The sequence below is a fragment of the Streptomyces melanogenes genome, from assembly GCF_014649795.1.
In the GTDB taxonomy this organism is placed as follows: domain Bacteria; phylum Actinomycetota; class Actinomycetes; order Streptomycetales; family Streptomycetaceae; genus Streptomyces; species Streptomyces noboritoensis.
Map to the genome: position 1 here is coordinate 1 of NZ_BMTS01000034.1, position 23,479 is coordinate 23,479.

18 protein-coding genes and 1 riboswitch are annotated in these 23,479 nt (G+C 70.4%); of the genes, 11 read left to right on the top strand and 7 right to left on the bottom strand.

The genetic code is table 11. The annotated features are described in order from the left end of the window. Positions 1-73 precede the first annotated feature (73 nt). Complete coding sequence (locus IE252_RS38415) at positions 74-472, bottom strand: SGNH/GDSL hydrolase family protein (RefSeq protein ID WP_190094142.1); 399 nt, start codon at positions 470-472, stop codon at positions 74-76. A 291-nt stretch (positions 473-763) separates the two neighbouring features. Here IE252_RS38415 and IE252_RS38420 point away from each other — a divergent pair, with 291 nt between their 5' ends. Continuing rightward, positions 764-1,108: a hypothetical protein gene (locus tag IE252_RS38420; protein ID WP_190094143.1), complete on the top strand. Its 345-nt coding sequence runs from the start codon at positions 764-766 to the stop codon at positions 1,106-1,108. A 175-nt stretch (positions 1,109-1,283) separates the two neighbouring features. Here the strand turns inward: IE252_RS38420 and IE252_RS38425 are convergent, their stop codons facing one another. After that, positions 1,284-1,535, bottom strand: a complete 252-nt coding sequence (locus IE252_RS38425) for a hypothetical protein (RefSeq protein WP_190094144.1) — start codon at positions 1,533-1,535, stop codon at positions 1,284-1,286. Between the two features lie 84 nt (positions 1,536-1,619). Then, a complete protein-coding gene (locus IE252_RS38430) occupies positions 1,620-5,033 on the bottom strand; it encodes a P-loop NTPase fold protein (protein WP_190094145.1) in 3,414 nt (1,137 codons plus the stop codon). 633 nt (positions 5,034-5,666) lie between these two features. Between IE252_RS38430 and IE252_RS38435 the strand changes: the two genes are divergently transcribed. After that, positions 5,667-6,389 carry a hypothetical protein gene (locus IE252_RS38435; RefSeq protein ID WP_190094146.1) on the top strand — a complete coding sequence of 241 codons (723 nt, stop codon included), beginning with the start codon at positions 5,667-5,669 and terminating at the stop codon, positions 6,387-6,389. A gap of 157 nt (positions 6,390-6,546) precedes the next feature. On the opposite strand, the gene IE252_RS38440 is transcribed toward IE252_RS38435, so the two are convergent. Next, positions 6,547-7,977: a short-chain fatty acyl-CoA regulator family protein gene (locus tag IE252_RS38440; RefSeq protein ID WP_190094147.1), complete on the bottom strand. Its 1,431-nt coding sequence runs from the start codon at positions 7,975-7,977 to the stop codon at positions 6,547-6,549. Between the two features lie 183 nt (positions 7,978-8,160). Here IE252_RS38440 and IE252_RS38445 point away from each other — a divergent pair, with 183 nt between their 5' ends. Genes IE252_RS38445 through IE252_RS38455 form a run of 3 tightly spaced genes read left to right on the top strand, consistent with a single transcriptional unit; the run spans position 8,161 to position 11,732 of the window. Next, a complete protein-coding gene (locus tag IE252_RS38445; protein ID WP_190094148.1) occupies positions 8,161-9,678 on the top strand; it encodes an MmgE/PrpD family protein in 1,518 nt (505 codons plus the stop codon). Then, positions 9,678-10,583, top strand: coding sequence for a methylisocitrate lyase (gene prpB / locus IE252_RS38450; RefSeq protein WP_190094149.1), 906 nt, complete (start codon positions 9,678-9,680; stop codon positions 10,581-10,583). The genes IE252_RS38445 and prpB overlap by 1 nt, the downstream gene beginning before the upstream one ends. A 15-nt stretch (positions 10,584-10,598) precedes the next feature. Next, complete coding sequence (locus IE252_RS38455) at positions 10,599-11,732, top strand: bifunctional 2-methylcitrate synthase/citrate synthase (RefSeq protein ID WP_190094150.1); 1,134 nt, start codon at positions 10,599-10,601, stop codon at positions 11,730-11,732. A 195-nt stretch (positions 11,733-11,927) separates the two neighbouring features. Here the strand turns inward: IE252_RS38455 and IE252_RS38460 are convergent, their stop codons facing one another. The 3 genes from IE252_RS38460 to aceA form a co-directional block, all read right to left on the bottom strand. Continuing rightward, positions 11,928-12,800: a 3-hydroxybutyryl-CoA dehydrogenase gene (locus tag IE252_RS38460; protein ID WP_190094151.1), complete on the bottom strand. Its 873-nt coding sequence runs from the start codon at positions 12,798-12,800 to the stop codon at positions 11,928-11,930. Continuing rightward, on the bottom strand, positions 12,797-14,389 hold the full coding sequence (aceB, locus tag IE252_RS38465) for a malate synthase A (protein ID WP_190094152.1): 1,593 nt from the start codon (positions 14,387-14,389) through the stop codon (positions 12,797-12,799). The genes IE252_RS38460 and aceB overlap by 4 nt, the downstream gene beginning before the upstream one ends. 105 nt (positions 14,390-14,494) lie before the next feature. Continuing rightward, on the bottom strand, positions 14,495-15,784 hold the full coding sequence (gene aceA / locus IE252_RS38470) for an isocitrate lyase (RefSeq protein ID WP_190094153.1): 1,290 nt from the start codon (positions 15,782-15,784) through the stop codon (positions 14,495-14,497). A 377-nt stretch (positions 15,785-16,161) separates the two neighbouring features. Here aceA and IE252_RS38475 point away from each other — a divergent pair, with 377 nt between their 5' ends. The 6 genes from IE252_RS38475 to IE252_RS38500 all read left to right on the top strand — a co-directional run bounded on the left by IE252_RS38475 (position 16,162) and on the right by IE252_RS38500 (position 23,477). Next, positions 16,162-17,574, top strand: a complete 1,413-nt coding sequence (locus IE252_RS38475; protein WP_190094154.1) for a short-chain fatty acyl-CoA regulator family protein — start codon at positions 16,162-16,164, stop codon at positions 17,572-17,574. A gap of 124 nt (positions 17,575-17,698) precedes the next feature. Next, positions 17,699-17,869: riboswitch (cobalamin riboswitch) on the top strand. Between the two features lie 212 nt (positions 17,870-18,081). Further along, entirely contained in the window at positions 18,082-19,581 is a 1,500-nt protein-coding gene (locus IE252_RS38480) for a CoA-acylating methylmalonate-semialdehyde dehydrogenase (RefSeq protein ID WP_190094155.1), read from the top strand. Then, the gene (locus tag IE252_RS38485; protein WP_190094156.1) at positions 19,578-20,732 is read left to right on the top strand and encodes an acyl-CoA dehydrogenase family protein; all 1,155 of its coding nucleotides are present in this window, start codon (positions 19,578-19,580) and stop codon (positions 20,730-20,732) included. Before IE252_RS38480 ends, IE252_RS38485 begins: the two co-directional genes overlap by 4 nt. Further along, positions 20,729-21,808 (top strand): enoyl-CoA hydratase/isomerase family protein, encoded by a 1,080-nt coding sequence (locus tag IE252_RS38490; protein WP_190094157.1) that lies wholly within the window; start codon positions 20,729-20,731, stop codon positions 21,806-21,808. The genes IE252_RS38485 and IE252_RS38490 overlap by 4 nt, the downstream gene beginning before the upstream one ends. Next, positions 21,805-22,707: a 3-hydroxyisobutyrate dehydrogenase gene (gene mmsB, locus IE252_RS38495; protein ID WP_190094189.1), complete on the top strand. Its 903-nt coding sequence runs from the start codon at positions 21,805-21,807 to the stop codon at positions 22,705-22,707. The genes IE252_RS38490 and mmsB overlap by 4 nt, the downstream gene beginning before the upstream one ends. Further along, on the top strand, positions 22,704-23,477 hold the full coding sequence (locus IE252_RS38500) for an enoyl-CoA hydratase (RefSeq protein WP_190094158.1): 774 nt from the start codon (positions 22,704-22,706) through the stop codon (positions 23,475-23,477). The genes mmsB and IE252_RS38500 overlap by 4 nt, the downstream gene beginning before the upstream one ends. Positions 23,478-23,479 lie beyond the last annotated feature (2 nt).

Sequence of the window (23,479 nt, forward strand, 5' to 3'; positions counted from 1 at the left end):
CGGCAGTCAGACCACCACCTTGCGGATACCTCATGGTCCGGGCATACCGCGACGGCCACCACCTGTCAGCCCTCTACGACATCACGCCCACAAACTCAGTAGAGCCACTAAGCCACCCAGTGGAGGCTGCGGACAGACCGAGGTCGCCCAGGCCGATGATGCTGACTGACAGACAGGAACGCTGGTTGGAGATCAGGGGCGGGTAGCCCATGAGGACGATCTTCGCGTACGGGGCGAGCTTGTGGATCTCCAGCACTGTCTTGGTGATGTCCGGGCGGACAATCTCGTTGAGGATGCCCGATATAGCCGTCTCCATTGGCTGCCCACTGAACCTCTCCTCCCGTGTGCCGACTTGTGCGTCTGGACTGTCGAACGTCTTGTCCTTGCAGTTGCCGTCGCCGCGGGACAGAAGGCATTTTTGGATGGTGTCGCCGAAGCGGGAGTCGTTGCCGCCGATGGAGATCGTGGCCAACGTCGTGTTGATGAAGCCGATGCCCCGCCGGGCTGTCAGCGGTCCGGCTCATGGGCAGCCGGTGGGCGGTGGTGCCTGGCTGCGCAGTGACCGGGCCACGCCCGCGTCGCGCGCAGCGACGCGACGCCGACGGCGTGCCGGTACCCGCCCGGAGGGGCCGACGCTATCGAGGAGAACCCGGGGGCGGCGGTCGTCGGCCGCGGCCACCGAGAGGTTGCCTTTCTTCCCACTCCCGCCGACCAGCAAGAAACCTCATAGGCCCGCAGCGGGCTGCGGACCCATAATCCGGATGTGGACCTATCGGATGACGGCCCGGCCCTGGATGACATATGGGCGCAGAGCGACAACAACCTGTGCGGGCTGCTGCCGGACAGCCGGAACGCCTCGCACATCGCCGAGCGCTTCGTGCGAGCCGGATGGCGGTCCCGGTCGTCCTCCTGGGAAGGCTACGAAATCGAGACCAGCTGGTGCCGCATCGAAGCCGACCCCATCGACAATTCCGCCACCCTGCTCAACGGCGTCATCGACCCGGACCGGCTCGACGATCTCGCCGCACTGCTGACACGGTTCGGCCTCCGCTTCCACCTTGAGCTCTACGACGACGAGCGCGACCTCATCCGGGAGATCAAGGGCTGACCGGGCGAGCGCGAGGGCCAGGACGGGCGGCAGGGTGTCGGCAGTGCGCAGGCCCGGCAAGCGGGCCAGACGGGCGCGCAAGCAGCGGCTGGCCTGGGCATCGCAGGGGTCCTCCTCCTGCAGCAGTGCCGCGCGCTCGGCCCGGTGAAGGAACGGGTGGTACCCAGCGGGTGCATCAGCTCGCGGTGCTCTGGGCGCCGGAGAGGCAGGGCAAGGGCGGACAGCCCTGCCCGCACAGCCTGTACTCCTCATCGCGGCCGCGTGCGGTGCGGTGGCCTTCGGCATCGGTGGGCAGGAGCAGGCGGCCGTGGCCGTCGATCGCCCGCGGCTCGATAGCGTCGGTGCGAGCCACGACCCGCAACCCCGCGAGGCTCGCCAGCTCCGCATCCTTGCCCGGCCCGATCAGGGCGGGTGGCAGGACCGCCATCAGCCAGCCGAGCAGGATGGGATAGACGCTCAGGCGCTGACTGTGGGCGTCATTCGAGACCCGAAGCCGAACGGTGAAAGCCGTTCAGGAGATTTTGTGGGCGAGCCCAGCCACCGCTTTGCCGTCGTACGTGGTGAGGAGTTTCCGTAACGACCCGCACGCCTGTGTGTGCTTCGCGTCGTCCAAGCCGATGCGGGTGCGGGCCCTGGCCCAGGCGATGTCGTCGTCGGTGTTCTGGGCGAGGCGTTCCAGCCCGGTCACTCCGTCGACGGACCTGCGCAAGTTGGGCTGCAGGGCGGGCCATCTCGCCGTGATCTCGGCAAGGACGACGAGGTGGAGCGCTTCCGCCACGTTGAGCTGGTCGACGCCCTTGCCTTTGTGGGCGAGGACGCGGAGGTAGAACTGCCAGATGGTGAGCACGCGCTTCGCCTCGCGGAGCGACACGTCGTTCTGGGCGCACAGCCGCTGTTCGAGCCGCTCGCGGATCGCCGGGTGTGCCTCCAGTGCGCGCGCGTACGAGTCCCTCTCCGCCTGGTACGTCAACCGGAGCTCCGCGGTGGGCAGACCGTTCGGGGGCGGAGTAGCGCCGGACGTGGCCTTACCAGGTGGTGCCGCTGCGGTGCCGGACGGCGCGGCCCCGGTGGGTGTGGTGTGGGGAGCAGTGCTTTCGGTGACCGCCCCCAGCAATCCTTCCAGAGCGGTGGCCACGCTGGTGTGGGCAACCGACGGCAGTGTGACGGGGAGCTGAACCAGCTTGCGGAGGAACGTCCAGCCCCAGGAAGGGTCCTGATGGGTCTGCAGCGCCTTGGAGGTGGCGAGGTCGGCATAGGCGCGGTCGAGATGTGCGGCGACCACGACGGGGTCGAGGCCGAGGACGAAGCGGCACCGCACGGACGCGGCCCGGTACCCGGCGGACGTGCGCACCTGGAGGGCGCCGGACAGGAACAGGTTGATGGCCTCGAAGACGTCGGCCGTGGCGCTGGGGGAACAACGGTCGAGGTCGTCGATGAAGACGACGAGTTCGTGGCCGGTGTCCTGGAGGCCGGCGAGCAGTTCGCGCATGTCGTGCTGGACGAGGTAGAGGTAGCCGGAACGCGCGTTGTAGTACGGGTCGTGCAGGGTTCCGTCCGTACTGGCGTCAGATCCCGGCGCCAAGGGCCCGCTGAGTACGGGGCCGTCCAGGAGTTGGCCGTTGAGGAAGGAGCGTGCGCGGCCTGCCAGGAGGCGGCCGAGGGAGTGGAGTATGCCCAGGGCCAGCAGGACGAGCGGCAGGCCGAGCGCGAGCTGCACGGCGGTGAAGTCGTGGCCGGCGACCGTGTAGTTCTGGCCTCCTTTGACCAGTTGGGCGATCGCCGGCGCCAGAAGAGCGAACACCGCCACGCGGAGCAGGGGCGACAGCATGCGGCGGAGCATGGCTCGCCGTAGCTGTCGGCAGTCGAGCCGGGCTCGGTTGCGCTGCAGCCAGTACCTCTCCCGGGCCCGCTTCTTCTCCCCGAGTGCGGGCTCGGTCGCCTCCACGACGGCCCTGGTCAAACCGGCCCAGATCTGGTCGCGGGTCTGGTGGGACCAGGGGGTGAAGTGCGCGGTCACCACACTCGAAGGTGCGGGCCGTTCCGGCGCTCCCTTCCCTCTCCAGCGGCGGCTCGGGGCGGGCGTACGGTGTGGCGCACCGCTGCGGGGCGGACGCAGCAGACGGTACGCCGCCAGCGCCGACAGGTGCCGGCCGGAGCCCCGCCGTCGCCACCGTCTGCGGGTGGTTCCCTCTGCTGGTGGGGCGGGTTTCCGCCGGGCGATCTCGCTCTCGATGAGCCACATCATGGTCGTCTTGCCCGAGCCCCACGGACCTTCGAGTGCCACTACGGACGGTCCGGTCGAGTCCAGGCTCTGGCGGGGCCTGTCCGAGCCGGACCTCCAGTCGCTGGGGACGAGCAGGTCGGTCACGGCAGCCACGAGAGGCTGACGGTTGAGGAGGTCGGTCTCAGCGGGACGGTCGCCGAAGCCATGAGTGTGTACGGAACCCTCGCCGTCGGGGAGCGCGGCACTGGGGTCCCGGCCCGTGCTGCTTTCTGACGACACCTCACGCGCCGCCGAACCCGATCTCGCCGGTTTCAACGCCTCCACCAGAGAGGCGGTGCCCGGATGCGCGGCGAGCAGGGCGAACATGGCCTGAGCCTGGACGGAGATCATGGCCATGTATTCGTCACCGGCCAGGTCCGGTGTCTCGATGCCGTTGACGATGGTGTCCCAGGGCTTGTCCTCCAGGCCGGGGATACGGGGAAGGACGCGGGCGAAGGCGCGAGTGGCGGCTTCGAAGACCTGTCTTCTCTCCGCGGGGTCTTCCGCTGGGAGCAGTTCGACATGCAGGGCGCTCTGGTACAGGACGCCGGTCTCGTCCCGTCCTCGTTCGGCGAGCGCCCGCCACCACTGCGTGGACCGGGCGACGACGAGGATGCGAATCCGTGCGCTGGGCAGAGCGACTGCGGCTTGCTGAGTAAGCTGATGGACCTGGTTTTCCCGTCCCGCATCTGCCTCGTCGACGATGACGAGCAGGTTTCCGCGTATCTGTGAGACGGCGGCAAGGCTGCTCTCGGGAGCGTCGGGCTTCAGCGTGCCAGTGGTCCAATGGCGTGCGGCCATCCGCCTCGCCAGCTCCCACGCCAGTCGCGTCTTGCCGTACCCGCCTGGGGCGATGAGGGCGCACACGCTGACGGGGTCCCGGCTCGTACACCAGTCGGTCAGCTGCTGAAATGCCAGCCCTTTGTCCCCGAAGGGGACAACAGCCAGTTCCGGAGCCAACAACGACTCCGGTGACGAGAAGCGGCGTGGAGGCAGCGGAGGCCGCAGGACGTCGGCGAGTTCACAGATCTCCAGGCACCAGGGAACGCCCGCACGCTGGGTGAACAGCTCCACGAACTCCGCTTCGTCCGCCAGAGACTCTATGCGCGCCGCGTTCAGGCTGGCGCTGCGATGGTCAACGGCGACCCCCACGAGCAGGTCGCCCACGAAGACCGGCGCGCCGGACATGCCCCTGAAGGGAGAGATCCCGTCAGACCGCGCGGGGACGGCACTCACGTCCAGCTTCCAACGAGCCGTGGCCACACCCGACACCGGGCTGATACCGCTGATCAACTGGTGGATGTCGAGCCCCCCGTCGCCGGCCCGCGCCAGTTCCGGAAAGCCCGTGACCTGGGCTTCCAGCGGGAGGAGTCCTGCCAGCGTCCCCCAGCGCACGGGCTCCGCGAGGTGACGGCGGGACGGGTCACCCTCGTCTCGCAGGCCAAGGAGAGCGAGGTCCAACTCCTTGTGAGACCACAGCACTTCTGCCGAAACCGGCGCCGTCTCGTGCATGAAGTGGACCCGGCCGCCCTGCGCACCATCACCGAAGAGGTGCGCGACGGTCAGGACGGTGTCATCCGCGATCAGATAGCCCGTGCCCTGTATGAGACGGTCCCCGTGCTTGCCCAGGACCAGGGCGACACGCTCCACCTCGAACCTCATGACACCCCCAGATTTACACCGAGCTCCCCAGATCGGCCACGCCTGCCAACTGCTATCAAACCAGGGGCAGTTGCGTGGCTTGTTCGCAGTGTAGGCAGGCCCGGACACCGCAGAGCGGGACTTGCCCCAGTCCGTGGCGACACCCAATCTGCTCGCGCTTCCCGAATCCACGGAAGCGTGGTCGGGTAGCCGACTCTCGGGCCGACGCTACAACGAGGCCCCGACACCAGAGACCATCCCGAACGCATGACCCAGGCCGCGATCGACACGCCGCAAGGCCGCGGACGGCCAGCAGCCGGCGCCGACGGCTCATCGGGCCGACGTTACGCCCGGCCAGCAGCAGCGGTACGGCGCCACCAGCCAGCAGATACACCCGCAACCCGGCAACGGCCCCACCCAAGCACGCTCGATCGTCAACTCACGCTCCCAGAGCGGTGGATGCCCAGCTCTAGGCCCTGCGCAGCAGGCTGGTGCGCGGTGACGATTCCGTGACACGGAGCGAACTCGTCCGCCGCACATGTCCCAATAGATTCGTTCATACACCGCCACAACACACCGGCTCAGTTCGGGCGATGGCGGTTCGGGCCGTGCCCGTTCTCTCGGTTGTCCTTACTTTCATGCACAGGAGTTGTCATGCGCTACACCCTTCGTACCGGCCTGGCCGTCGCCACACTCGCCGGCTCGGTCATCATCCCCTCCGCGGCCTTCGCGGCCACCTCGCACGGGGCCCGCACCGCCTCGGCCGCCGACCAGTGCACCGTGGTCAAGACCGACGGATTCGGCGCGGGCCTCGGCATCCGGATGACGATGAGCCCCCAGGGCCCCTCCGTCGCCTTCTTCGACGAGGCCGACGGCAGCCCGGTCACTGGCCTGGGCCCGCTCAACCGCAGCCACCCGGCACTGGGACGGGACGCGGGCATCGAGGCGGAGATACTCAACCCCTACGGCTCGACCCCGCAGCTGCTGGCCAAGACCAACGGCGGCCGGAGCGGCTACTACAACATCCAGAACTTCCCCACACTGCCCAAGGGCTGCTCCCTCGACGAGGGCACCGTCATCAAGCAGTGCACCGTCTCCCACCAGGACGGCATCGGCGCGGGCCTCGACGCCCGGCTCACCATGAGCCCCAAGGGCCCCTCCGTCACCTTCATCGACGAGGCCGACGGCAGCCAGGTCACGCGCCTGGGCACGCTCAACCGCAGCCGCCCCAAGCTCCCCGACTCGGCAGGCATCTACGCCGAGATCGTGCAGCCGACCAGCTGGGACCCGCAGCTCAAGTCCAAGACCCAGGGTGGCTCCACTCCGTACGCGTTCACCAGCTTCCCCAAGCTCCCCAAGGGCTGCCCGCTCAACTAACCCGCACCCGCTCAGAAGCAGCCCCTCCGGCCGGGAGCCACCGCGACGCGGTGGCTCCCGGCCGCATCCAGCTCACCCACCCCCCCCGTGTGACCAGACGGTGCGCCTTTTGCTCCCGCCGGACGAGGCTTCTCCTGCCGGAGCGTGCGAACCGGACTCATACGTCGGTGGTCACCGGATACGGCACCAGCGTGCGCCGGTCGGGGTCGACGGCGAGTCTTCCTGCGGCCGGGGGCCGGGCGCGCTGGGCGCAGTCGCGGCGCTCGCAGATGCGGCAGCCGAGGCCGATGGGTGTGGCTGCCCGGGGGTCGTCCACGGCCACGCCCTCGGCGTAGATCAGCTTGTGGGCGTGGCGCAGTTCGCATCCGAGTGCGACGGCGAACTCGGAGCGTGAGCCTCTGTGCCCGTGGCCGCCTCTGCTGACCGTGCGGGCCACCCAGAAGAAGCGTTTGCCGTCGGGCATTTCCGCGACCTGGGTGAGGATGCGGCCCGGCGCCGAGAATGCCTCGTACACCGTCCAGAGCGGGCAGGTGCCGCCGAGGCGGGAGAAGTGGAAGTCGGTGGCGGACTGGCGCTTGGAGATGTTGCCGGCGCGGTCCACCCGCAGGAAGGAGAAGGGGACTCCTCGCTGTCCGGAGCGTTGGAGCGTGCTCAGGCGATGGCAGACGGTCTCGAAGCCGACGCCGAAGCGGGCCTGGAGCAGCTCGATGTCGTAGCGGAGTTCTTCGGCGGCTTCGCGGAAGGCCGTGTAGGGCATGAGGGCGGCGCCGGCGAAGTAGTTGGCCAGTCCGATGCGGGCCAGTCCCCTCGCCTGACCGGAGGCCAGCTGTGGGCTCGCAGTGAGGGAGTCGAGTAGCGGTCCGTGCTCCAGGAGGGCGAGCTGGGTGGCGAGTTGGAAGGCGCGCTGTCCGTCGCTGAGCCACGGGGAGAGGAAGAGGAGACGGCGCTCGGCGTCGTAGCGGCGGGCGTCGACGAGCCGGTCCGGGGCCGCCTGGATGGTCCGTACGCCGTGGCGGTCCGCCAGCCGGGTGGTCAGGATGTCCGTGGTGTGGCCGATCGTGGCGGCGCCGAGCCCGGTCACGGTGGCTTCGGCCTGGTCGTCGAGGAGGCCGAAGTGGTTGTGGTGGGCGTAGAAGAAGTCACGTACTTCGTCGTGGGGCTCGGCGGTGGGGAGTGCGGCGCTTTCGGCCGGTGAGGCGAGGGCGGCGACACGTTCGGCGGCGTCCCGGTAGCGGCGGTGGAGGGTGACCAGGGCACGGGCGGTGTCCGGGTGGTCCCGGACGAGGTCGGCGACCTCGTCGCCGGAAACCGGCGGTCCGCATGCCTCGTCGGCGAGTGCGGCCCGCAGATCGGTGGCCAGCCGGGCGTCGTCGGCCTCCGAGAAGAACTCGGGGTCGATGCCGAACACTTCGGCGATCTTCAGGAGCACGGATGCGGTCAGAGGGCGCTGACTGTGCTCGATCTGGTTGAGGTAGCTGGTGGAGATGTCCAGCGCGCGGGCGAGTTCCACCTGGTTCATGCCGTGCTCGCGGCGTAGTTTCCGGAGTTTGGCGTGGGCGTAGATCTTGGGGGTGGCGGGACGTCCCATGGCGCTCTTCCGTTCTCGGCCGACACCTCACGTTTCTGCGAACATACCATTCGCCGGTTTTGCAAAATTCGCAGTTTCGCAGGACCGGGGTGGAGGCAATTCGCAACGTGGAGACGTGGCACGGGCCTTGTGCGGCGGGAAGGGTGGGGTGCGACCGACACCGCCACATCCCCGAGGAGCCCTGTGATCGAGCACCGCGTCCGTGTCCATCCCAGTGCCGCCCGACTGCCCCGTGAACAGCAACTCGCCTGGAAACTCGCCGAGGTGGCCACCGGCACACCAGCGGCTGCCGGCCTCGACCCCGAAGCCGTCACCATGGCCCAGAACCGGGTGATCGACAACGCGTCGGTCGCCATCGCATCCCTGACGCGCCGCCCCGTCGCCGTGGCCCGCGCCCAGGCCTTGCGCCATCCCGCGCACGGTGTTGGTGCCACGGTCTTCGCCAGCGGGATCCGCGTGTCCGCGGAGTGGGCCGCGTGGGCCAACGCCACGGCCGTACGCGAACTGGACTTCCACGACACCTACCTGGCCGCCGACTACTCCCACCCCGGCGACAACATCCCACCCCTGCTGGCCGTCGCCCAGCACACCCAGCGGACCGGAGCAGACCTGCTGCGCGGCATCCTCGCCGCATACGAGGTGCACGTCGCCCTGGTCAAGGGCATCTGCCTGCACGCGCACCGCATCGACCACATAGCCCACCTGAGCGCGGCCACCACCTGCGGTCTGGGAGCGCTGCTGGAGCTGCCGACGCAGACGGTGTACCAGGCGGTGCAGCAGGCGGTGCACACCACCACGGCGACCCGGCAGTCCCGCAAGGGCGAGATCTCCAGCTGGAAGGCATACGCCCCCGCCTTCGCCGGGAAAGCCGCGATCGAGGCCGTCGACCGGGCCATGCGCGGAGAGACCTCCCCCTCCCCCATCTACGAAGGCGAGGACGGTTTCCTCGCCTGGATGCTCGACGGCCCGGACGCGGACTACCGCGTGCGGCTCCCCGAACCCGGCGAACCGCGCCGCGCGATCCTGGACACCTACACCAAGGAGCACTCCGCCGAGTACCAGGCCCAGGCCGTCATCGACCTCGCCCGGCGGCTGCGCGAGAAGACCGGAAACCTCGAGAAGGTCCGGTCGATCGTGCTGCACACCAGCCACCACACCCATCACGTGATCGGTTCCGGCGCCAACGACCCCCAGAAGTACGACCCCACGGCCACCCGCGAGACGCTGGACCACTCGGTCCCCTACATCTTCGCCGTGGCACTGGAGGACGGAACCTGGCACCACGAGCGCTCGTACGCACCCGAGCGTGCCCAGCGCCCGGCCACCGTCGACCTCTGGCGCAAGATCACTACGGTCGAGGACCCGGAGTGGACCCGCCGCTACCACGAACCCGACCCCGACCGCCGCGCCTTCGGCGGCCGCGCCGTGATCACGCTGGACGACGGCACCGTGATCGAGGACGAACTCGCCCGCGCGGACGCCCACCCGGCCGGTGCCCGCCCCTTCGACCGGCCCGCCTACGAACGGAAGTTCCACACCCTGGCCGAAGGCATCGTCACCGCCGACGGGCAGGACCGCTTCCTCGATTACGCCGCCCGCCTGGCCGGGCTCGACACGGCAGGACTGGACGCGCTGTTCCCCGCCGTGGACCTCGACGCGGTCGCCGCGTACGACGCGACCCTGCCGAAGGGCCTGTTCTGATGCTGCACACCCGCACCACACCGGCCGAACGCCGGCGCGCCTTCCGCGAAGCCCTGGCCTCGGGGCGGCTGCTGCGGATGCCGGGCGCGATGAACCCGTACTCGGCCCGGTTGATCCAGGAGGCCGGTTTCGACGCCGTGTACCTGTCGGGTGCCGTCCTCGCCGCGGACCTCGGCCTGCCGGACATCGGGCTGACCACCTCGACCGAGGTCGCCGCCCGCGCCGCGCAGACCACCCGCGTGACGGATCTGCCCGTGCTTGTCGACGCCGACACCGGCTTCGGCGAGCCCATGAACGCGGCCCGCACCCTCCAGCTCATGGAGGACGCCGGCCTGGCCGGCCTGCACCTGGAGGACCAGGTCAACCCCAAACGGTGCGGCCACCTGGACGGCAAGGCCGTCGTCGCCGTCCAGGAGATGACCCGCCGCCTGCGGGCCGCCGTGGACGCCCGCCGCGACCCCGACTTCCTGATCATGGCCCGCACCGACGCCCGCTCCGTGGAAGGCCTCGACTCCGCGATCGACCGGGCCAAGGCCTACGTGGACGCCGGAGCCGACGCGGTCTTCCCCGAGGCACTGGCGAGCGCGGCCGAGTTCGAGGCCTTCCGCACGGCCGTGGACGTGCCGCTGCTCGCCAACATGACCGAGTTCGGCAAGGGACCACTGCTCGACGCCCGGGCCCTGGAGGACCTCGGCTACAACATCGTCCTGTACCCGGTCACCCTCTTCCGCCTCGCCATGGGCGCGGTCGAGGACGGCCTGCGCACCCTCGCCGCCGACGGCACCCAGGCCGCACTGCTCGACCGCATGCAGACCCGCTCACGCCTGTACGAGGTCCTCGACTACGAGCGGTACGCCGCGTTCGACTCGACCGTCTACGACTTCACCCTTCCGCCCGGCTCCTGACCGAGGAGGTCCTCAGTGACCAGCACCGTCCCCGAGATCCACCGCGGCCTGGCCGGCGTCGTCGCCGACACCACGGCCATCTCCACCGTCATCCCCGAGACCAACTCGCTGACCTACCGCGGCTACCCGGTCCAGGACCTGGCCGCCCGCTGCTCCTTCGAGGAGGTCGCTTACCTGCTCTGGTACGGCGAACTCCCCGATCCCGGCGAGCTGCGCGAGTTCCGGGCCAGGGAGCGCGCCCTGCGCTCCCTGGACCGCACCACCGCCGAGGTCCTCGCCCGGCTGCCGGCGACCTGTCACCCGATGGACGTGCTGCGCACCGCGGTGAGCTTCATCGGGGCGGAGGATCCGAGCGAGGACGACGGCACCCCCGCCGCCAACCTCGCCAAGTCCCTGACCCTGCTCGCCCGGCTGCCCGGCGTGGTCGCGGCCGACCACCGGCGCCGCCACGGCCTGGCTCCCATCCAGCCGGATCCGGACCTCGGCTACGCCGAGAACTTCTTCCACATGTGCTTCGGCGCGGTCCCGGATGCGGAGGTGGTCCGCTGCTTCGAGATCTCCCTGATCCTGTACGCCGAGCACAGCTTCAACGCCTCCACCTTCACCGCCCGGGTCGTCACCTCCACCCTCTCCGACCTCTACAGCGCCGTCACCGCGGCGATCGGCGCCCTCAAAGGCCCTCTGCACGGCGGCGCCAACGAAGCCGTGATGCACATGCTGGCCGAGATCGGCGACCCGCAGCACGCCGGGCAGTGGCTGGACGAGGCGCTGGCCGCCCAGCGGAAGATCATGGGCTTCGGCCACCGGGTGTACAAGGCCGGCGACTCCCGCGTCCCGATCATGCAGGAGGCGACGGAGCGGCTGATCGCCCGCGCCGGCGATCCCGACGTGACCCGGCTCGCCGCCCTGCACGCCGCGCTGCGGCACGCCATGATCAGCCGCAAGGGCATCCACCCCAACCTCGACTACCCCGCCGGACTCGCCTACCACCTGATGGGCTTCGACATCTCCGCCTTCACACCCCTCTTCGTGATGAGCCGCATCACCGGCTGGAGCGCCCACATCACCGAACAGCTCGCCCACAACGCGCTGATCCGCCCCCTGGCCTCCTACGACGGCCCCGGCCAGCGCCCCGTCCCACCGACCTAGGCAGAGGAGATACCGCTGCTCCAAGGCGGCCGAGCAACTCCCGTGCGCCTGCCACAACGCCGCGCTCCACGAGGAGCACCCGGGCACCAGCAACGCGTACGCCAAGGCAGCGGGGGTACGGCGGACACCACTCCGCCGTACCCCCTTCCACCACGCGCCGCCGGGCCCCTCAGCCCGGCGGCACCACCGGGACCCTCAGCAGTCCCGGTCGTAGATGTGGAACCCGCGGCCCGCCTTGCGGCCGACCAGTCCTGCCTGCACCATCCGCATCAGCAGCGGGGGCGGGGCGTAGAGGGGTTCCTTGAACTCGTCGTAGAGCGACTGCGCGATGGCGGCGACCGTGTCGAGGCCGATCAGGTCGGCCAGCTTCAGCGGGCCCATCGGGTGCGCGCAGCCCAGTTCCATCCCCGCGTCCACGTCGGCAGCGGTCGCGAAGCCGGACTCTGCCATCCGGATCGCCGAGAGCAGGTATGGGACGAGGAGGGCGTTGACGACGAACCCGGCCCGGTCCTGCGAGCGGATCGCCGTCTTGCCCAGGACATCGCGGGCGAACGCCTCCACCGCATCGACGGTCTCGCGACTGGTGTGCAGCGAGGAGACGACCTCCACCAGCGGCAGGACGGGCACGGGGTTGAAGAAGTGCAGTCCGATGACCCGGTCGGCGCGGCCGGTGGCCATGCCCAGGCGCATCACCGGCAGCGACGAGGTGTTGGTGGCGAGGATCGCCGCCGGATCGGCGACGATCTTGTCGAGGGCGGCGAAGGTCTCGGTCTTGACGTCCGCGTTCTCGGTCACGGCCTCGATGACGAGCTGCCGGTCCGCGAGGTCCTCCAGGCGGCCGGAGAAGACCAGCCGGCTCAGGGCGTCCTCTGCGGAAAGGCGGTCCAGTTTGCCGCGCTGGACGGCGCGTTCGAGGGAGACGGCGACGCGGTCGTGGGCGGCCCGGGCGGCGGTGTCGTCGGCCTCGCAGACGACGGTGTCCAGTCCGGCGCGGGCGCAGACCTCGGCGATCCCGGCGCCCATCTGGCCACCGCCGACCACCCCCACCCTGCGGATAGCGGCGCTCATGAGCGTCCCTCCGCACGGCGTACCAGGTGGCGGGTGTAGGCGTCGGGGGTGAAGAAGAGCGGGAGTTCGCTCGCGAGCGCGTTCCGCTCGAACAGCTCCCGTACCTCCTCGAGTGCGGCCCAGGGGTGCTGCGCGCCGAGGGAGGCCAGCTCCTCGTCGAGTACCCGGAGCACCGTTTCACGGTCCAGGACCCGGTGGCGCAGCCACTGCCAGATCTGGACCCGGGCGATCTCGGCGGTGGCGGCGTCCTCCATCAGCCCGTCGAGGGCCACCGCGCCCTGGCCGCGCAGCCAGGCGTCGAAGTACCGCAGGGCGACCGCGATGTTGGTGCGTACGCCCTGTTCGGTGGGCGGGCCGCTGATCCGCCTGACGGACAGCAGGTCCCGGGCTTCCACCTGGACGTCCTCGCGGGTGCGGTCGAGCTGGTGCGGGTGCTCGCCCAGGACCCCGTCGAAGACCTCGCGGCAGACGGGGACCAGGCCCGGGTGGGCCACCCAGGACCCGTCGAAGCCGTCTTCGGCTTCGCGCTCCTTGTCCAGGCGCACCTTGGCCAGGGCCGCCTGGTGGGCTTCGGGGTCCATGGCGGGGACGTGGGCGGCCATGCCGCCGATGGCGTGCGCGCCGCGCTGGTGGCAGGTGCGCACGAGGAGCTCGGTGTAGGCCCGCATGAAGGGCGCGGTCATGGTGACCTTGGCGCGGTCGGGCAGCAGGAAGTCGGTGCGGTGCCCGAAGGTCTTGATCAGGCTGAACAGGTAGTCCCAGCGGCCCGCGTTGAGACCGGCCGAGTGCTCGCGCAGCTCGTAGAGGATCTCCTCCATCTCGAACGCGGCTGTGATCGTCTCGATGAGGACCGTGGCGCGGACGGTGCCTCGGGGGATGCCGAGGAGCTCCTGGGCGAAGACGAAGATGTCGTTCCACAGCCGCGCCTCGTAGCGGTTCTCCAGCTTGGGGAGGTAGAAGTACGGGCCGTACCCGGCGTCGATCTGGCGCTGCGCGCAGTGGAAGAAGTACAGCCCGAAGTCGACCAGCGAAGCGGGCACGGGCCGGCCGTCGACCTCCAGGTGCTCTTCCAGGAGGTGCCAGCCGCGGGGGCGGACCATGATGGTGGCCGGGTTCTCACCGAGGCGGTACTCCTTGCCCTCGGGCGTGGTGAAGTCGATCCGGCGCTGACACGCGTCGAGGAGGTTCAGCTGGCCGCCGATGACGTTGTCCCAGGTGGGCGCGGTGGCGTCTTCGAAGTCCGCCATCCACACCTGCGCACCGGAGTTGAGGGCGTTGACGGCCATGCGCCGCTCGGGCGGTCCGGTGATCTCGACCCGGCGGTCCTTGAGGCCGGGGGCCTGCGGGGCCACCCGCCAGGTCCGGTCGTCCCGGACGGCGGCGGTGGCGACGGGGAAGTCGAGCGGGGAGCCGGAGGCCAGGCGGATGGCCTGCCGGCGGCGCTCCTTGAGCAGCTGCTGACGGCGCTCGCCGAAGGCCTCGGTAAGCCGGGCGAGGAAGTCCAGGGCGGCGGGGGTGAGGATCTCGTCATGACGCTCGCCCGGGGCCGCGAGGACGCGCACGGCGCGGGCAGGGGCACTGATGGTCATCGGGTAACTCCTGGGCGCGAAGAGGGAAAGAGGGTGGGCGAGGGAGGATCGCCCACCCCGTTCGGCCGAGCGGCGTGTGGGGCGGACGTGCCCCGACGGACCGGCTTAGTGGAACTGCTCTTCTTCCGTGGAGCCGGTGAGGGCGGTGGTGGAGGAGGCCGGGTTGACGGCGGTGGAGACCAGGTCGAAGTAGCCGGTGCCGACCTCGCGCTGGTGCTTGACCGCCGTGAAGCCCTGCGCCTGGGCGGCGAACTCGCGCTCCTGGAGGTCGACGTAGGCGCTCATGCCGTGCTCGGCGTAGCCGCGGGCCAGGTCGAACATGCCGTGGTTGAGGGAGTGGAAGCCGGCCAGGGTGATGAACTGGAACTTGTAGCCCATGGCGCCGAGTTCGCGCTGGAACTTGGCGATCTGGTCGTCGTCCAGGGCCGCCTTCCAGTTGAACGACGGGGAGCAGTTGTAGGCGAGCATCTGGTCCGGGTGCTGCGCGTGGATGGCCTCGGCGAACTCACGGGCCTGGGCGAGGTCAGGGGTGCCGGTCTCGACCCAGATGAGGTCGGCGTACGGGGCGTAGGCCAGGCCGCGGGCGATGACTGGGGCCATGCCGTTCTGTACGCGGTAGAAGCCCTCGGCGGTCCGCTCGCCCGTCACGAACTGGGCGTCGCGCTCGTCGACATCGCTGGTCAGCAGGGTGGCGGCGAGCGCGTCGGTGCGGGCCACGATCAGGGTGGGGACGTCGGCGATGTCGGCGGCGAGCCGGGCCGCGTTCAGGGTGCGGATGTGCTGGGCGGTGGGGACCAGCACCTTGCCGCCAAGGTGGCCGCACTTCTTCTCGGAAGCAAGCTGATCCTCGTAGTGGATGCCCGCCGCACCGGCCGCGATCATGGCCTTGGTCAGCTCGAACGCGTTCAGCGGCCCACCGAACCCCGCCTCCGCGTCCGCGACGATCGGCGCCAGCCAGTCCGTGGTGTCGCCCGCTCCCTCGGCGGTGGCGATCTGGTCGGCGCGCAGCAGCGCGTTGTTGATGCGACGCACCACCTGCGGCACCGAGTTCACCGGGTACAGGGACTGGTCGGGGTAGGTGTGACCGGCCTGGTTGGCATCGGCCGCGACCTGCCAGCCGGACAGGTAAATCGCCTGGAGCCCCGCCTTCACCTGCTGCACGGCCTGGCCGCCGGTCAGCGCGCCGAGCGCGTGGACGTAGTCGAGGTCGTGCAGTTGGCGCCACAGCCGCTCGGCGCCACGACGGGCCAGGGTGTGCTCCTCGCGGACGCTGCCCGACAGCCGTACGACGTCGGCCGCGCTGTAGGTGCGCTCGATACCCGCCCAGCGCGGGGCCGTGGCCCACCGCTCTGCGAGCTGCTGAGCCGCCGCTGTGGTCGTGTTCGCGTCTGCCATGACCGTCACCGTCTCCATGAGTCGCTGGATCTGCCAATGGCTCGTCCAGCACGACGAGCAATTGGCACTCTGTGCCTTGATAGGGGTCACGGCCGCCGGTCCCACCTGGTGCGGAACGGAGCAATGGTGCCGGACGACCGAGCCTGAGCCGTCGGGATCTCCGACATCAGGGCGCGAATTGCGCCCCAACTGCCCGTCTCGGCCGCCGGGGTCCGGCGGGCCGCACGACAGACTCTGACAGCGGCACTCAGTGCCATCAATGGGTGACGTCTGCCAATCTTTGCGAATCTTCCGCGGCGTGTTTGCCAAGGTTGCAAAGGATGGCATCGGCCCCATCGTGCGTACCCTGAAGCCGGAGCGACGGCGGAGGGGTGCGGATGAGCAAGGCGTACGCGGGGGCGCGGCTGCGAAGGCTGCGGGAGGAGCGCCGGATGAGCCAGGCCGAGTTGGCCCGGGTCCTGGGCATCTCCCCCAGCTACCTCAACCAGATGGAGCACGACTCGCGCCCGCTCACCGTCCCGGTGCTGCTGCGGCTGACCGAGACGTTCGGGGTCGACCCGTCGTTCTTCTCCGAACGCGACACCAGCCGGCTCGTCGCCGACCTGCGCGAGGCCCTCGCCAACGAGGTCGCCGAGGCCCGCGTCTCCCCGTCCGACCTGGCGGAGCTGGCCACCCGGATGCCCGCCGTCGCCTCGGTCCTGCTCGACCTGGGCCGGCGCAGCCAACTCCTCGCCGAGCGGCTGGCGGAGACCGCGGACGGCCGGGACGAACGGCACGGCGTGCCCGGCGCGCCGCGCTCGCCGCACGAGGAGATCCGCGAGTTCTTCTACCGCCGCCAGAACTACCTCCACGACACCGACCTCGCCGCCGAGGACCTCGCCCACGAGATCGGCATCCGCCCCGGCGAGGTCGTACAAGTGCTGTCGAACCGGCTCACCGACACCCACGGGATCCGCCTCGCCACCGGCTCCGCGGAGCTGCACCGCTTCGACCGACGAGCCAAGGTCCTGCACCTGTCCGGACGCCTACGGCCCGGACAGCAGGCCTTCCGGATGGCCACCCAGCTCGCCCTGCTCGAGTACGGGCAGGAGCTGGACCGGCTGGCGGCCGAGGACTTCGCGCCCGGCTCCCCCGCACACGCCCTCGCCCGGATCGGCATCGCGAACTACTTCGCCGCCGCGCTGATCCTCCCGTACCGGGACTTCCATGGGGCCGCGGAGGAGTTCCGGTACGACATCGAGCGGCTCACCGACCACGTCGGCCTCGGCTACGAGACCGTCTGCCACCGCCTCAGCACCCTCCAACGGCCCCGGCTGCGCGGCGTGCCCTTCTCGTTCGTGCGAGTGGACCGCGCCGGGAACATGTCCAAGCGGCAGTCCGCCACCGGGTTCCACTTCTCCCGGGCCGGCGGTACCTGCCCGCTGTGGAACGTGTACGAGGCCTTCGCCTCCCCGGGCCGGATCCACGTCCAGGTGGCCGCCATGCCCGACGGACAGCGGTACTTGTGGACCGCCCGCGCGGTCACCCGCCACCGGGGCGGCTGGGGCGAACCCGGCAAGACCTTCGCCATCGGACTCGGCTGCGAGATCCGCCACGCCTCGCGCCTGGTCTACTCCGACGGCCTCGACCTCGACAACGCCTCCGCAGCCACCCCGATCGGCATGGGCTGCCGCCTGTGCGAACGCCTCGACTGCCCGCAGCGCGCGGTCCCGCCCCTCGGCCGCACCCTCGCGGTGGACGAGAACAGCAGCACCTTCGTCCCCTACCCCGTCAGCCCCGAACGGACCTGAGCGCTCACACCAGGCACCGCGCCTCACTGTCGCTGACGGGCGCACCTGCCCGCACCGAGTGCAGGACCTCCGCGCCCGCGCCGGGCGGCAGGGGGTGGACTTACTAGGACGTCCAACTATATGTTCGTGGCACAAGGTCCGCGGTGCAGGGAAGCCGGTGTGAATCCGGCACGGTCCCGCCACTGTGACCGGGGAGTGTGCTGCCATCCACACGCCACTGACGAGCTCTGTCGGGAAGGCGGGCGGCACGCGGGGATCCGGGAGTCAGGATACCGGCCGCGGAACGTTCCGTGTTGTCCACGAGGATGGAGCAGACACGCATGGCACCGGTCCGTACCCACGACCCTGGTGATCCGGCGGAGCGAGCGGCAACACCCGCGCTCACCTAGCTCACCGGCGGCTGTCCGCCGCCTGGTCCCACGGCATTCCCCCGCGACGCGCCCGACCCGGCGCGGCCGCCGGCCTGTCGTGCCATCCCCGGATCCCACCTGACGAGAGCAGGCTCCCATGGTCCGTGAACTCACCCATTTCATCGGCGGAAAGCACACCACCGGTACGTCCGGGCTCTTCGGCGACGTGTACGACCCCAACACCGGCACCGTCCAGGCCCGCGTCCCCCTGGCCGGCCGATCCGACACCGAGCACGCCATCGCCAACGCCGAGGAAGCGCAGGCCGATTGGGGCCAGTGGAACCCCCAGCGGCGCGCCCGCGTCCTGCTGCGCTTCCTCCAGCTCGTCGAAGGCGAGCGGGAGAGCCTGGCGCGACTGCTTTCGGCCGAGCACGGCAAGACCGTCGCCGACGCACACGGTGACCTGCAACGCGGCCTGGAGGTGGTGGAGTTCGCCACCGGCATCCCGCACCTCCTCAAAGGCGAGTTCACCGACAACGCCGGCACCGGCATCGACGTGCACTCGCTGCGCAGCCCGCTCGGCGTCGTCGCGGGCATCACCCCGTTCAACTTCCCCGCCATGATCCCGCTCTGGCAGGCAGCCCCCGCCCTGGCCTGCGGCAACGCGTTCATCCTCAAGCCGTCCGAGCGCGACCCTTCCGTACCGCTGCGGCTCGCGGAGCTGTTCCTGGAGGCCGGCCTGCCGCCGGGCGTGCTCAACGTGGTCAACGGCGGCAAGGAGGCGGTCGACACCCTCCTCCAAGACCCCCGCGTCCAGGCACTCGGCTTCGTCGGCTCCACTCCGATCGCCGCGCACATCTACGCCACGGCCGCCGCCCACGGCAAGCGCGCCCAGTGCTTCGGCGGAGCCAAGAACCACATGATCGTGATGCCGGACGCCGATCTCGACCAGGCCGTCGACGCCTTGATCGGCGCGGGCTACGGCTCGGCGGGCGAGCGCTGCATGGCGATCTCCGTGGCCGTGCCCGTCGGCGAGGAGACCGCGGACCGGCTGGTCGCCGCCCTCAAGGACCGCATCGCCACCCTCAAGATCGGACGCTCCGACGACACCGAGGCCGACTTCGGCCCCCTGGTCAGCCGGGACGCCCTCGACCGGGTGCGCCGCTACGTCGACATCGGCGCCAACGAAGGCGCCGAACTCGTCGTCGACGGCCGCGACTTCACCCTCCCCGGCCACGAGAACGGCTACTTCACCGGAGCCACGCTCTTCGACCGGGTCACCCCCGCGATGCGCGTCTACCGCGAAGAGATCTTCGGACCCGTCCTGTCCGTCGTCCGGGCCGCCGACTTCGAGGAGGCGCTACGCCTGCCCAGCGAGCACCCGTTCGGCAACGGCGTCGCGATCTTCACCCGCGACGGCGACACCGCCCGCGAGTTCACCCGGCGCGTCACCACCGGCATGGTCGGCGTCAACGTACCCATCCCGGTGCCCGTCGCGTACCACACCTTCGGCGGCTGGAAGCGGTCCGGCTTCGGCGACCTCAACCAACACGGCCCCGACTCCATCCGCTTCTACACCCGCACCAAGACCGTCACCTCGCGCTGGCCCTCCGGGGCCAAGGAAGGCGCGAGCTTCACCATCCCCACGATGGGATGAGCGCCGTGACCACCACTCTCACCGAGGACCAGCTCGCCCTCGCCGAGGTCACCCTCGACTTCGCCCAGGAACAGCTGGCCCCCCACGCGCTCACCTGGGACCAGAACAAGCACTTCCCCGTCGACGTCATCCGCCGGGCCGCAGGCCTCGGGCTCGGCGGCGTGTACGTCCGCGAGAAGCACGGCGGTTCTGGACTCTCCCGCGGCGACGGCGTTCTCGTCTTCGAGACCCTCGCCACCGGCTGCCCCTCCATCGCCGCCTACCTCTCCATCCACAACATGGTCGCCTGGATGATCGACCGCTACGGCGACCACGCCCAGCGCGAGCGCTGGTTGCCCGGCCTCTGCTCGGCAGCGACCCTGGGCAGCTACTGCCTCACCGAACCGGGGGCGGGCTCCGACGCCGCCGCCCTGCGCACCCGCGCCGAACGGCAGGGCGACCACTACGTACTGACCGGCGTCAAGCAGTTCATCTCCGGTGCCGGAGCCGCCGGCGTCTACGTCGTCATGGCCCGGACAAACGAGCCCGGCGCGGACGGGATCTCCGCATTCGTCATCGAACGCGACGACCCCGGACTCTCCTTCGGCCCGAACGAGCGAAAAATGGGCTGGAACGCCCAGCCCACCCGCCAGGTCGTCCTCGACGGCGTCCGCGTCCCCGCCGACCGGCGCCTCGGCGCCGAGGGCGACGGCTTCCGCATCGCCATGAACGGCCTCAACGGCGGCCGGCTCGGCATCGCCGCCTGCTCCCTGGGCGGAGCCCAGAGCGCCCTGGACCGCAGCCTGTCCTACCTCGCCACCCGCGAAGCCTTCGGCACCCGCCTCCTGGACGCACAGGCGCTCCAGTTCCGCCTGGCCGACATGGCCACCGAACTCGCGGCCGCCCGGGCGCTGGTCCGGCAGGCCGCCGAGGCCCTGGACACGGGCGATCCGCTGGCCCCGCGCCTGTGCGCGATGGCCAAACGGTTCGCCACGGACACCGGTTACGCGGTGGCCGACGCGGCCCTCCAACTCCACGGCGGTTACGGCTACCTCAGCGAGTACGGCATCGAAAAGATCGTCCGCGACCTGCGGGTCCACCAGATCCTGGAAGGCACCAACGAGGTCATGCGCGTCATCGTCGCGCGCGGACTCACGGAGACCCTGCGATGACCAACCACGCCACCTCAGACCATGTCCTCCTTCACACCGAGGGCCACGCCGCGTACATCACCCTCAACCGCCCCAAGGCACTCAACGCCCTCAGCCACCCCATGGTGCTGCGCATCGAGGAGGCGCTCTCCGCTTGGGCGGACGACCCCACGATCGCCGTGGTCGTGCTCCAGGGCGCCGGCGAACGGGGCCTGTGCGCGGGCGGGGACATCCGCACGATCTACGAGGACGCCCGCACCGGCGGCACCGCCTCGGCCGCCTTCTGGCGGGACGAGTACCGGCTCAACACGCTCATCGCCCGCTACCCCAAGCCGTACGTCGCCCTCATGGACGGCATCGTGATGGGCGGCGGAGTCGGCGTCTCGGCCCACGGCAGCGTCCGGGTCGTCACCGAACGCTCCAAGGTCGCCATGCCCGAGACCGGCATCGGCTTCGTCCCCGACGTCGGCGGCACCTACCTCCTGGCCCTCGCACCCGGCGAACTCGGCACCCACCTGGCCCTCACGGGTGCGCCCGTCGGCGCCGCCGACGCGCTGCTGTCCGGCCTCGCCGACCACTTCGTCCCCTCGGCCGCGCTGCCCGCGCTCGCCCGAGGACTGGCCCTGGACCCCGTGCACTCCGTACTCAAGGAGCATGTGGAACAGCCGCCGCCCGGCGAACTGAGCGCCTCGCGCGAGTGGATCGACCACTGCTACGCCGCCGACACCGCCGAGGAGATCGTCGCGCGGCTTCGGGCCTGCGGCGTACCCGCCGCGAAGTCCGCGGCGGAGACCCTGCTGACCAAGTCCCCCACGGCGGTCAAGGTCACCCTGGCCGCGCTGCGCCGCGCCCGGCGGCTCGGACCGCTGGAGCGGGTGTTGGAACAGGAGTACCGCGTCTCGTGCGCGGCGCTGTCCTCACCGGACCTGGTCGAGGGCATTCGCGCCCAGGTCATCGACAAGGACCGCACCCCGCGCTGGTCCCCCGCCACGCTGGAAGAGGTCAGCCCCACCACCGTGGACAGGTTCTTCGCCCCGCTCGACGCGAACGAGCTCCGGCTCGTCGCGACCGCTTCGTCCCAGGAGGTCGTCTGGTGAGCAGCACCGTCGCATTCATCGGGCTCGGCCACATGGGCGCACCGATGGCAGCCAACCTCGTCAAGGCCGGACACCGCGTCCTCGGCTTCGACCTCGTGCCCGACCTGCTCGCTGCCTCTGCCGCCGCCGGAGTCGAACCGGCGACCTCGGCAGCCGATGCCGCCGCGGAAGCCGACGTGGTCATCACCATGCTGCCGGCCGGCCGCCACGTCCTCGGCCTGTACCACGAACAGGGGCTGCTCGCCGCCGCCCGGCCCGGAACCCTGTTCGTCGACTGCTCCACCATCGACGTGGCCGACGCCCGTACCGCACACGAGGCCGTCGTCGCGGCCGGTCACCGCGCACTGGACGCCCCGGTGTCCGGCGGGGTGGTGGGCGCCGAAGCCGCCACGCTCACGTTCATGGTCGGCGGCGGGGCGGAAGAGTTCGCCGTCGCCGAGTCCCTGCTCGCCGCCATGGGCAAGAAGGCCGTGCACTGCGGCGCCGCAGGCGCCGGGCAGGCCGCGAAGATCTGCAACAACATGATCCTCGCCGTCTCGATGATCGGGGTCAGCGAGGCCTTCGTCCTCGCCGAGAGCCTCGGCCTGGACCGCCAGGCCCTCTACGACGTCGCCTCCACCGCCTCCGGCCAGTGCTGGGCCCTGACCGTCAACTGCCCCGTACCCGGCCCGGTCCCCAGCAGCCCCGCCAACCACGACTACCGGCCCGGCTTCGCCGCTCCCCTCATGGCCAAGGACCTCGGCCTCGCAGCCAACGCCCTGCGGGCCGGTGGCGTCGACGCGCCGCTGGGCTACAAGGCCGCCGAACTGTACGCCGCATTCGCCGAGGGAGAGGGCGCCGACCTGGACTTCTCGGCGATCCTCCGCACCCTTCGACCGCAGAACGGAACCCCCGCATGACCTACGAGACCATCCTGCTGGAACGCAAGGGCCGCGTCGCCGTCCTCACCCTCAACCGGCCCGAGGCACTCAACGCCCTCAACCTCCAAGTCATGACGGACGTCGTGGCCGCCGCAGAGGAACTGGACCGGGACCCGGACGTCGGCTGCATCGTCCTCACCGGCTCCGCCAAGGCCTTCGCGGCGGGCGCCGACATCAAGGAGATGCGCCCGCAGAGCTACATGGACATGTACCTCACCGACTGGTTCACCGCCTGGGACCGGCTCGGCCAGGTCCGCACCCCCACCCTCGCGGCGGTCTCCGGCTACGCCCTCGGCGGGGGCTGCGAACTGGCCATGCTCTGCGACATCCTCCTCGCGTCCGACACCGCGAAGTTCGGACAGCCGGAGATCAAACTGGGCGTCATCCCCGGCATCGGCGGCTCCCAGCGCCTCACCCGGGCCGTCGGCAAGGCCAAGGCCATGGAGCTGTGTCTGACCGGCCGCACCATGGACGCGGAGGAGGCCGAACGCGCCGGTCTCGTCTCCCGGATCGTCCCCGCCGCCAACCTGCTCGACGAGGCCCTCACTGTGGCCACGACCGTCGCCGACATGTCCAAGCCGGTCGCGATGATGGCCAAGGAGGCCGTGAACCGCGCCTTCGAGACCACCCTCACCGAAGGTGTCCGCTTCGAACGCCGCCTGTTCCACGCGGTGTTCGCCACCGCCGACCAGAAGGAGGGCATGACCGCCTTCGTCGACAAGCGCCCGCCCCGCTTCACCCACAGCTGAGC